Origin of the sequence: Streptococcus sp. 27098_8_51, from assembly GCF_041432205.1 — a bacterium.
Taxonomy (GTDB): domain Bacteria; phylum Bacillota; class Bacilli; order Lactobacillales; family Streptococcaceae; genus Streptococcus.
On record NZ_JAPVZE010000003.1, the window covers coordinates 171,612 to 181,292 of the forward strand.

The following is a 9,681-nucleotide window of genomic DNA, read 5'->3' on the forward strand; positions in this document are numbered from 1 at the left end:
TCATGAGTAAGAAAAGACGTGATCGTCATAAAAAAGGACATCAAGAACCACAATTCGACTTTGACGAAGCAAAAGACTTGACTGTTGGTCAAGTCATTCGTAAGAATGAAGAGGTGGAGGCTGGAGTATTGCCTGAGGACAGTATCTTAGACAAATACATCAAACAACACCGTGAAGAGATTGAAGCTGACAAGTTTGAAACTCGTCAGTTTAAAAAAGAAGAACTGGCTTCTACTCAAAACCTAGAGGAAATGATCCAAGAAGTTCGTGAATCAAGTGAATCTTCTGATCAGGTAGACGATTCAGACATGGTTGCTGAGGAATCTATTGAAGAGATAGAAAATGAAGAGACTACTCAGTTTGTTCCACCCCTTCAAGATGAAGAAAGTGCTGAAATAGAGCCTCTCGTTTTAACAGAAACAGAGCCCAAGGAAATAAATGAGGAACGAGAAGAGGAGACCTATACACCTCTATCACGTTCGGCTCAAACAGAACCTGAAACAGGCTCTAAGAAGAAAGGTGTCATCATCATTGCTTCTGTAGTAGCTGCAATCCTTGTGCTTGCTGGAACATATTATGTCTACCGCCAAGTATCTCGTTCAAACCAAGAAATCCAGTCTTCTCAAGCAGCCTCTTCGGATGATCAAGGGACACAAACAGCTTTGAAAGACTTCAATGATTTCTATGATACTTTCTATACAGATGCTAATAAGACTGCTCTGAAAAACAGCCAGTTTGATAAATTGAGCCAACTGAAAACCTTGCTAGATAAGTTAGAAGGTAGCCGTGATTATACACTAGCTAAGTCAAGATATGATAGCCTAGCAACTCAAATCAAGGCCATTCAAGATGTTAATGCCCTCTTTGAAAGCCCAGCTATTACGGACGGTGTCTTGGATACCAATGCGAAAGCCAAAGCGGATGCTAAATTTACAGAAATTAAGACAGGCAACACAGAACTAGACAAACTCTTGGATAAGGCCATTAGTCTTGGTAAGAGTCAACAAACCAGTGCTTCCAGCTCAAGTTCGAGCTCTAGCACGAGTCAAGCAAGCTCAAGTTCAGCTACAGAAAGTAATGCAAGCAGTACGACCCCTTCAACAAGCACCACGGCACCAGCTAGAGATACAAATGGTGGTTTGTCTGGCGATGGGGTTAATCTTCAAAGAAGTGCTAGTCGTGTACCTTACAACCAATCAGCTGTAGATGATAGCAACAACCCTGCTTGGACCTTTGCGGATGGTGTATTGGAACAAGTCCTAGCAACATCACGTGCTCGTGGCTATATCACTGGAAATCAATATATCCTAGAACGTGTCAATATCGTAAACGGAAATGGTTATTACAACCTCTATAAACCAGATGGAACCTATCTCTTCACTCTCAACTGTAAGACAGGTTACTTTGTAGGAAATGGTTCTGGTCATGCAGATGACTTGGACTACTAAGACTCCGTTACAAAATTCTTTCCTTTCATAGGTAAAAATGATAAAATAAAACATATTAAACAAGAGGAGTGTCACATGACAAAAGCTAACTTTGGTGTCGTTGGTATGGCCGTAATGGGTCGTAACCTTGCCCTAAATATCGAATCTCGTGGTTATACAGTTGCCATTTACAACCGTAGTAAAGAAAAAACAGAAGATGTAATTGCTTGCCATCCTGAAAAGAACTTTGTGCCAAGCTATGATGTGGAAAGCTTTGTAAACTCAATCGAAAAACCTCGTCGTATCATGCTGATGGTTCAAGCTGGACCTGGTACAGACGCAACTATCCAAGCTCTTCTTCCCCACCTTGACAAGGGTGATATCTTGATTGACGGAGGAAACACTTTCTACAAAGATACCATCCGTCGTAATGAAGAATTGGCAAACTCAGGTATCAACTTTATCGGTACTGGAGTTTCTGGTGGTGAAAAAGGTGCCCTTGAAGGTCCTTCTATCATGCCTGGTGGACAAAAAGAAGCCTACGAATTGGTTGCTGATGTTCTCGAAGAAATTTCAGCTAAAGCACCAGAAGATGGCAAACCATGTGTGACTTACATCGGTCCTGATGGAGCTGGTCACTATGTGAAAATGGTCCACAACGGTATCGAGTATGGTGATATGCAATTGATTGCAGAAAGCTACGACCTCATGCAACACTTGCTTGGCCTTTCTGCAGAAGACATGGCTGAAATCTTTACTGAGTGGAACAAGGGTGAATTGGACAGCTACTTGATTGAAATCACAGCTGATATCTTGAGCCGTAAAGATGATGAAGGTCAAGATGGACCAATCGTAGACTACATCCTGGATGCTGCAGGAAACAAAGGAACTGGTAAATGGACTAGTCAATCAGCTCTTGACCTTGGTGTACCATTGTCACTGATTACGGAGTCAGTATTTGCACGTTACATCTCTACATACAAAGAAGAGCGTGTACATGCTAGCAAGGTCCTTCCAAAACCAGCTGCCTTCAAATTTGAAGGTGACAAGGCTGAGTTGATCGAAAAGATTCGTCAAGCTCTTTACTTCTCAAAAATCATCTCATACGCACAAGGTTTTGCCCAATTGCGTGTAGCTTCTAAAGAAAACAACTGGAACTTGCCATTTGCGGACATCGCATCTATCTGGCGTGACGGCTGTATCATCCGTTCTCGTTTCTTGCAAAAGATCACAGATGCCTACAACCGCGATGCTGATCTTGCAAACCTTCTCTTGGATGAATACTTCTTGGATGTCACTGCCAAGTACCAACAAGCAGTGCGTGATATCGTAGCTCTTGCTGTACAAGCAGGTGTACCAGTGCCAACCTTCTCAGCAGCTATTACTTACTTTGATAGCTACCGTTCAGCTGACCTTCCAGCTAACTTAATCCAAGCACAACGTGACTACTTTGGTGCCCATACTTACCAACGTAAAGACAAAGAAGGAACATTCCACTACTCTTGGTATGACGAAAAATAAGTAGGTCTGCCATGGGGAAACGGATTTTATTACTTGAGAAAGAACGAAATCTCGCTCATTTTCTCAGTCTGGAACTCCAAAAAGAGCAATACCGTGTTGATCTGGTCGAGGAGGGACAAAAAGCCCTCTCCATGGCTCTCCAGACAGATTATGACTTGATTTTACTGAATGCTCGTCTGGGGGATATGACGGCCCAGGATTTTGCAGAGAGGCTGAGTCGGACAAAACCTGCCTCAGTGATCATGGTCTTGGACCATCGCGAAGAATTGCAAGACCAGATTGAGACAATCCAGCGCTTCGCCGTTTCTTACATCTATAAGCCAGTGATTATTGATAATCTAGTAGCTCGTATTTCAGCGATTTTCCGAGGTCGGGACTTCATTGACCAACACTGTAGTCAGATGAAGGTTCCAACGTCATACCGCAACCTACGTATGGATGTAGAACATCATACCGTTTATCGTGGCGAGGAGTTGATTGCTCTGACGCGCCGCGAGTATGACCTTCTGGCTACTCTCATGGGAAGCAAGAAGGTCTTGACTCGTGAGCAGTTATTGGAAAGTGTTTGGAAGTACGAAAGTGCGACAGAGACCAATATCGTGGATGTTTATATCCGTTATCTACGTAGCAAGCTTGATGTAAAAGGTCAAAAAAGCTACATTAAAACCGTGCGTGGTGTTGGTTACACCATGCAAGAATAGAAAAGCAGTTGCAGTTATGTAACTGCTTTTTTTTGAGAAGTTTCTATATATTGACATACAATAAAGTCTTTGCTACAATCAGTTATGGAGGAAAGATCTAATGAAAAAATTTAAAATAATGATGCAAGTTGTTCTGACAGTTTCTTTCTTTGCTTTGCTAGCTACAAGCACCGTCTTTGCGGATGATGCTGATTCGGAAGGCTGGCAATTTGTCCAAGAAAATGGTAGAACCTACTACAAGAAGGGGAACCTCAAAGAAACCTACTGGCGAGTGATTGATGGAAAATACTATTATTTTGATCCTTTATCTGGAGAGATGGTTGTCGGCTGGCAATATATACCGTTTCCATCTAAAGGTAGTACAATTGGTCCTTACCCAAATGGTATCAGATTAGAAGGTTTTCCAAAGTCAGAGTGGTACTACTTCGATAAAAATGGAGTGCTACAAGAGTTTGTTGGTTGGAAAGCATTAGAGATTAAAACTAAAGACAGTGTTGGAAGAAAGTATGGGGAAAAACGTACAAATCCGGAAGATAAAGAAGAGAAGAGTTTTTACACGAACTATTACTTTAATCAAAATCATTCTTTAGAGACAGGTTGGCTTTATGACCAGTCTAATTGGTATTATCTAGCTAAAACGGAAATTAATGGAGAAAACTATATTGGTGGTGAAAGACGTGCAGATTGGATAAACGATGATTCAACTTGGTATTATCTCGATGCAACAACTGGCATTATGCAAACTGGTTGGAAGCAAATTGGCAATAAGTGGTACTACCTCCGTTCATCAGGAGCTATGACAACTGGCTGGTATCAGGAAGGCTCAACTTGGTACTATTTAGATGCTGAAAATGGCGATATGAAAACAGGCTGGCAATATCTTGGTAACAAGTGGTACTATCTCCGTTCATCAGGAGCTATGGCAACTGGTTGGGTGAAAGACGGTTCAACTTGGTACTACCTAAATGCAAGTAATGGAGATATGAAGACAGGTTGGACCAAAGTAAATGGAAACTGGTATTATCTCAATTCAAATGGAGCAATGGTTACAGGTAGCCAAACTATCGATGGTAAAGTTTATAACTTTGGTTCATCTGGTGAGTGGATTTAATCTTGGAGGAGATACAAATGAAGCTTTTGAAAAAAATGATGCAAGTCGCACTAGCAACATTTTTCTTTGGTTTGCTAGCTACAAATACTGTATTTGCGGATACCACAGGTGGCCAATTTGTTGATAAGGATAATAGAAAATATTATGTAAAAGATGATCATAAAGCAATCTATTGGCATAAAATAGACGGTAAAACTTACTATTTTGGTGATAGAGGAGAGATGGTTGTCGGTTGGCAATACGTAGAAATTCATGGAACAGGTTATCGTGATAATTTATTTAATAATCGTCCAGTCTTAGAAATTGGCCTTCAACAGAAGTGGTACTATTTTGGACAAGATGGTGCTTTGCTAGAACAAACAGATAAACAAGTACTAGAGGCAAAAACGTCTGAAAATACAGGAAAAGTATACGGTGAACAATATACTCCATCTGCTGAAAAGAGAACTTATTATTTTGATAATAATTATGCTGTAAAGACTGGCTGGACTTATGAAGACGGCAATTGGTATTATTTAAATAAGCTAGGAATTTCTGGCGATGATTCTTACAATCCACTACCAATTGGTGAAGTTGCTAAGGGTTGGACTCAAGATTTCCATGTTACTTTTGGCATTGATAGAAGCAAACCTGCTCCATGGTACTACTTAGATCCAACAACTGGCATCATGCAAACAGGTTGGCAACATCTTGGTAATAAATGGTACTATCTCCGTTCATCAGGAGCAATGGCGACTGGTTGGTATCAAGAAGGTTCGACTTGGTATTATCTACATGCAAGTAATGGAGATATGAAGACAGGCTGGTTCCAGGTCAATGGTAAATGGTACTATGCTTATAGCTCAGGTGCTTTGGCGGTGAATACTACCGTAGATGGCTACTACGTCAACTATAATGGCGAATGGGTTCAATAAGGAAAGAGGCGATTGTGAAGGAAACAATCGCTTTTTTTGTGAAAATATAATAAAATAGATAGGAAAGAATAAATACTTGTATGAAAAATGAGACGGCTTTTTCGTCTAGCAAAAGGAAAAAATGACAAAAAAAGTTGGTGTCGGTCAGGCACATAGTAAGATTATTTTAATAGGAGAGCATGCGGTCGTTTACGGTTATCCTGCTATCTCCCTGCCTCTTTTGGAGGTGGAGGTGACTTGTAAGGTAGTTCCTGCAGCGAGTCCTTGGCGCCTCTATGAGGAGGATACCTTGTCTATGGCGGTGTATGCCTCGCTTGAGCATCTAAATATCAAGGATGCTTGCATTCGCTGTGTGATTGACTCGGCTATCCCTGAAAAACGAGGGATGGGTTCGTCAGCGGCTATCAGCATAGCAGCCATTCGAGCTGTTTTTGACTACTATCAAGCCGACCTGCCTCATGATGTACTAGAAATCTTGGTCAATCGGGCTGAGATGATTGCCCATATGAATCCAAGCGGTTTGGATGCCAAGACCTGTCTCAGTGACCAGCCCATTCGCTTTATCAAGAATGTTGGTTTTACAGAACTTGAGATGAACCTATCTGCCTATTTGGTGATTGCTGATACGGGCGTGTATGGTCACACTCGTGAAGCTATCCAAGTGGTTCAAAGCAAGGGGAAGGATGCCCTACCATTTTTGCATGCCTTGGGAGAATTGACCCAGCAGGCAGAAGATGCGATTAGAAGAAAAGATGCTGAGGGACTGGGACAAATCCTCAGTCAAGCGCATTTACATTTAAAAGAAATTGGTGTTAGTAGCCCTGAGGCAGACTCCCTCGTTGAAACGGCTCTGAGCCATGGTGCTCTAGGTGCCAAGATGAGTGGTGGTGGACTTGGGGGCTGTATTATCGCCTTGGTAGCCAATCTGGACCAAGCGCAAGAACTAGCAAAACGATTAGAAGAGAAAGGAGCTGTTCAGACATGGATCGAAAGCCTGTAACAGTACGTTCCTACGCAAATATTGCCATTATCAAATATTGGGGAAAGAAAAAAGAGAAAGAGATGGTGCCTGCTACTAGCAGTATCTCTTTGACTTTGGAAAACATGTATACAGAGACGACCTTGTCGCCTCTGCCAGCCCATGCGACGGCTGATGCCTTTTATATCAATGGTCAGCTTCAGAGTGAGGCTGAGCATGCCAAGATGAGCAAAATCATCAACCGTTACCGTCCAGAAGGTGAGGGATTTGTCCGTATCGATACCCAAAACAACATGCCGACTGCGGCTGGCTTGTCATCCAGTTCTAGTGGTTTGTCCGCCTTGGTCAAGGCTTGCAATGCTTATTTCCAGCTTGGTCTGAATCGGAGCCAGTTGGCGCAGGAGGCTAAGTTTGCCTCAGGGTCGTCCTCTCGCAGTTTTTATGGACCGCTAGGTGCTTGGGATAAGGATAGTGGGGAAATCTACCCTGTAGAGACAGACTTGAAACTAGCTATGATTATGTTGGTGCTGGAGGATAAGAAAAAACCAATCTCTAGCCGTGATGGGATGAAACTCTGTGTGGAAACCTCGACGACCTTTGGTGATTGGGTTCGCCAGTCTGAGAAAGATTATCAATATATGCTGGTTTATCTCAAAGAGAATGATTTTGCAAAGGTTGGGGAATTAACGGAGAAAAATGCCCTAGCCATGCACGCTACGACCAAGACTGCTAGTCCAGCCTTTTCTTATCTAACGGATGCTTCCTATGAAGCCATGGACTTTGTTCGCCAGCTTCGTGAGCAAGGTGAAGCCTGTTACTTTACCATGGATGCCGGTCCCAATGTCAAGGTTCTCTGTCAAGAAGAAGACTTGGAGCATTTGTCAGAAATCTTCGGTCAACGTTATCGCTTGATTGTGTCAAAAACAAAGGATTTGAGTCAAGATGATAGCTGTTAAAACTTGCGGGAAACTCTATTGGGCAGGGGAATACGCTATTCTAGAGCCAGGGCAGTTAGCCTTGATAAAGGCCATCCCCATCTATATGAAGGCTGAGATTGCTTTTTCTGACAGCTACCGTATCTATTCAGATATGTTTGATTTCGCAGTGGACTTGACGCCAAAACCTGACTACAGCTTGATTCAAGAAACGATTGCTTTGGTGGGAGACTTCCTTGCTGTTCGCGGTCAGACGTTGCGACCTTTTTCCTTGGAAATCCGTGGGAAAATGGAACGCGAAGGCAAAAAGTTTGGTCTGGGTTCTAGTGGTAGCGTCGTTGTTTTGGTGCTCAAGGCCCTGCTGGCTCTGTATGATATTACGGTTGATCCGGAACTCTTGTTCAAGCTGGCTAGCGCGGTCTTACTCAAGCGGGGAGACAATGGTTCTATGGGAGACCTTGCCTGTATTGTGGCAGAAGATTTGGTTCTCTACCAATCTTTTAATCGAAAGAAGGTGGCTACGTGGCTGAAAGAAGAAAGCTTGGCAACAGTTTTGAAGCGTGATTGGGGCTTTTCCATCTCACACGTACAACCTGCCCTAGAATGTGCTTTCCTAGTTGGATGGACCAAGGAAGTAGCCGTATCGAGTCAAATGGTTCAGCAAATCAAGCAAAACATCAATCAGAATTTTTTAAGTTCCTCAAAAGCAACGGTGTTTGCTTTGGTAGAAGCCCTGGAGCATGGGAATGCAGAAAAAATTATCGAGCAGGTGGAAACAGCCAGTCAGCTTTTAGAAGGTTTGAGCCCAGATATTTACACACCTTCGCTCAGACAGTTGAAAGAAGCCAGTCAAGATTTGCAGGCTGTTGCCAAGAGTAGTGGCGCTGGTGGTGGTGACTGTGGCATTGCCTTGAGTTTTAATGAGCAATCAACTGAAACCTTGAAAAATCGCTGGGCCGATCTGGGGATTGAGCTCTTATACCAAGAAAGGATAGGACATGACGACAAATCGTAAGGACGAGCACATCCGCTATGCCCTTGAGCAGAAAAGTTCCTATAATAGCTTTGATGAGGTGGAGTTGATTCATTCTTCCCTGCCTCTTTATGACCTGGATGAGATTGATTTGTCTACAGAGTTTGTAGGTCGAAAGTGGGAATTTCCTTTTTATATCAATGCCATGACGGGTGGGAGCGAAAAAGGTAAAGAAATCAATCAAAAGCTGGCTCAGGTGGCAGAAGCCTGTGGGATTTTGTTTGTGACGGGCTCTTATAGCGCAGCCCTCAAAGATCCAACAGATGACTCTTTTTCTGTCAAATCTAGCCATCCAAATCTCCTCCTTGGTACTAATATTGGCTTGGACAAGCCTGTTGAGTTAGGACTTCAGACTGTGACGGAGATGAATCCTTTACTTTTACAAGTGCATGTTAATGTCATGCAGGAATTACTCATGCCCGAGGGAGAAAGAAAGTTTCGAAGTTGGCAATCGCATCTAGCAGATTATAGCAAGCAAATCCCTGTTCCAATCGTTTTAAAGGAAGTGGGCTTTGGAATGGATGTGAAGACCATCGAGAGAGCCTATGAACTGGGTGTTCGAACGGTTGACCTGTCGGGTCGTGGTGGTACCAGCTTTGCTTACATTGAAAACCGTCGCAGTGGCCAGCGTGATTACCTCAATCAATGGGGCCAGTCCACCATGCAAGCCCTCCTCAATGCCCAAGACTGGAAAGACAAGGTCGAACTCTTGGTCAGTGGAGGCGTTCGGAATCCGCTGGATATGATTAAGTGCTTGGTTTTTGGTGCCAAGGCTATAGGACTGTCACGTACCGTTCTTGAGTTGATTGAAACCTACTCCGTCGAAGAGGTGATTGGCATTGTCCAAGGCTGGAAAGAAGATCTGCGTTTGATCATGTGTGCCCTTAACTGTGCCACCATAGCGGATCTGCAAAGCGTAGACTATATTCTTTATGGCAAACTAAAAGAAGCAAAAGATCAGATGTAGAGAGGTCGGGACAAGAATCCCGCCCTTTTTTTGTAGCCTTTTGTCAACTGTAGTGAGTTGATGAAACCTAGCTTGTAGGAGCGATTTCTGTCC

General features: G+C 43.1%; 9 protein-coding genes. All 9 read left to right on the top strand.

Annotated features, from left to right (window positions below):
• Positions 1 to 2 precede the first annotated feature (2 nt).
• The 9 genes from O3622_RS03995 to fni all read left to right on the top strand — a co-directional run bounded on the left by O3622_RS03995 (position 3) and on the right by fni (position 9,588).
• On the top strand, positions 3 to 1,448 hold the full coding sequence (locus O3622_RS03995; RefSeq protein WP_084945105.1) for a cell division site-positioning protein MapZ family protein: 1,446 nt from the start codon (positions 3 to 5) through the stop codon (positions 1,446 to 1,448).
• Between the two features lie 75 nt (positions 1,449 to 1,523).
• Positions 1,524 to 2,948 carry an NADP-dependent phosphogluconate dehydrogenase gene (gene gndA, locus O3622_RS04000; RefSeq protein ID WP_000158772.1) on the top strand — a complete coding sequence of 475 codons (1,425 nt, stop codon included), beginning with the start codon at positions 1,524 to 1,526 and terminating at the stop codon, positions 2,946 to 2,948.
• A gap of 11 nt (positions 2,949 to 2,959) precedes the next feature.
• Positions 2,960 to 3,649: a response regulator transcription factor gene (locus tag O3622_RS04005; protein WP_308697201.1), complete on the top strand. Its 690-nt coding sequence runs from the start codon at positions 2,960 to 2,962 to the stop codon at positions 3,647 to 3,649.
• Positions 3,650 to 3,749: 100 nt separating this feature from the next.
• Positions 3,750 to 4,760: a choline-binding protein CbpJ gene (gene cbpJ, locus O3622_RS04010; RefSeq protein WP_371607064.1), complete on the top strand. Its 1,011-nt coding sequence runs from the start codon at positions 3,750 to 3,752 to the stop codon at positions 4,758 to 4,760.
• A gap of 17 nt (positions 4,761 to 4,777) precedes the next feature.
• The gene (locus O3622_RS04015; RefSeq protein ID WP_049489787.1) at positions 4,778 to 5,674 is read left to right on the top strand and encodes an N-acetylmuramoyl-L-alanine amidase family protein; all 897 of its coding nucleotides are present in this window, start codon (positions 4,778 to 4,780) and stop codon (positions 5,672 to 5,674) included.
• A gap of 121 nt (positions 5,675 to 5,795) precedes the next feature.
• Positions 5,796 to 6,674, top strand: coding sequence for a mevalonate kinase (mvk, locus tag O3622_RS04020; protein WP_371607065.1), 879 nt, complete (start codon positions 5,796 to 5,798; stop codon positions 6,672 to 6,674).
• Positions 6,656 to 7,609, top strand: a complete 954-nt coding sequence (mvaD, locus tag O3622_RS04025; RefSeq protein ID WP_049520861.1) for a diphosphomevalonate decarboxylase — start codon at positions 6,656 to 6,658, stop codon at positions 7,607 to 7,609. The genes mvk and mvaD overlap by 19 nt, the downstream gene beginning before the upstream one ends.
• Complete coding sequence (locus O3622_RS04030) at positions 7,596 to 8,603, top strand: phosphomevalonate kinase (RefSeq protein ID WP_371607066.1); 1,008 nt, start codon at positions 7,596 to 7,598, stop codon at positions 8,601 to 8,603. The genes mvaD and O3622_RS04030 overlap by 14 nt, the downstream gene beginning before the upstream one ends.
• A complete protein-coding gene (gene fni, locus O3622_RS04035; RefSeq protein ID WP_084881479.1) occupies positions 8,587 to 9,588 on the top strand; it encodes a type 2 isopentenyl-diphosphate Delta-isomerase in 1,002 nt (333 codons plus the stop codon). The genes O3622_RS04030 and fni overlap by 17 nt, the downstream gene beginning before the upstream one ends.
• Positions 9,589 to 9,681 lie beyond the last annotated feature (93 nt).

What these genes read in the sequence shown, in the direction of transcription:
- O3622_RS03995 (WP_084945105.1), top strand. Translation starts at nt 3, where the DNA reads ATGAGTAAGAAAAGACGTGATCGTCATAAAAAAGGACATCAAGAACCA.
- gndA (WP_000158772.1), top strand. Translation starts at nt 1,524, where the DNA reads ATGACAAAAGCTAACTTTGGTGTCGTTGGTATGGCCGTAATGGGTCGT.
- O3622_RS04005 (WP_308697201.1), top strand. Translation starts at nt 2,960, where the DNA reads ATGGGGAAACGGATTTTATTACTTGAGAAAGAACGAAATCTCGCTCAT.
- cbpJ (WP_371607064.1), top strand. Translation starts at nt 3,750, where the DNA reads ATGAAAAAATTTAAAATAATGATGCAAGTTGTTCTGACAGTTTCTTTC.
- O3622_RS04015 (WP_049489787.1), top strand. Translation starts at nt 4,778, where the DNA reads ATGAAGCTTTTGAAAAAAATGATGCAAGTCGCACTAGCAACATTTTTC.
- mvk (WP_371607065.1), top strand. Translation starts at nt 5,796, where the DNA reads ATGACAAAAAAAGTTGGTGTCGGTCAGGCACATAGTAAGATTATTTTA.
- mvaD (WP_049520861.1), top strand. Translation starts at nt 6,656, where the DNA reads ATGGATCGAAAGCCTGTAACAGTACGTTCCTACGCAAATATTGCCATT.
- O3622_RS04030 (WP_371607066.1), top strand. Translation starts at nt 7,596, where the DNA reads ATGATAGCTGTTAAAACTTGCGGGAAACTCTATTGGGCAGGGGAATAC.
- fni (WP_084881479.1), top strand. Translation starts at nt 8,587, where the DNA reads ATGACGACAAATCGTAAGGACGAGCACATCCGCTATGCCCTTGAGCAG.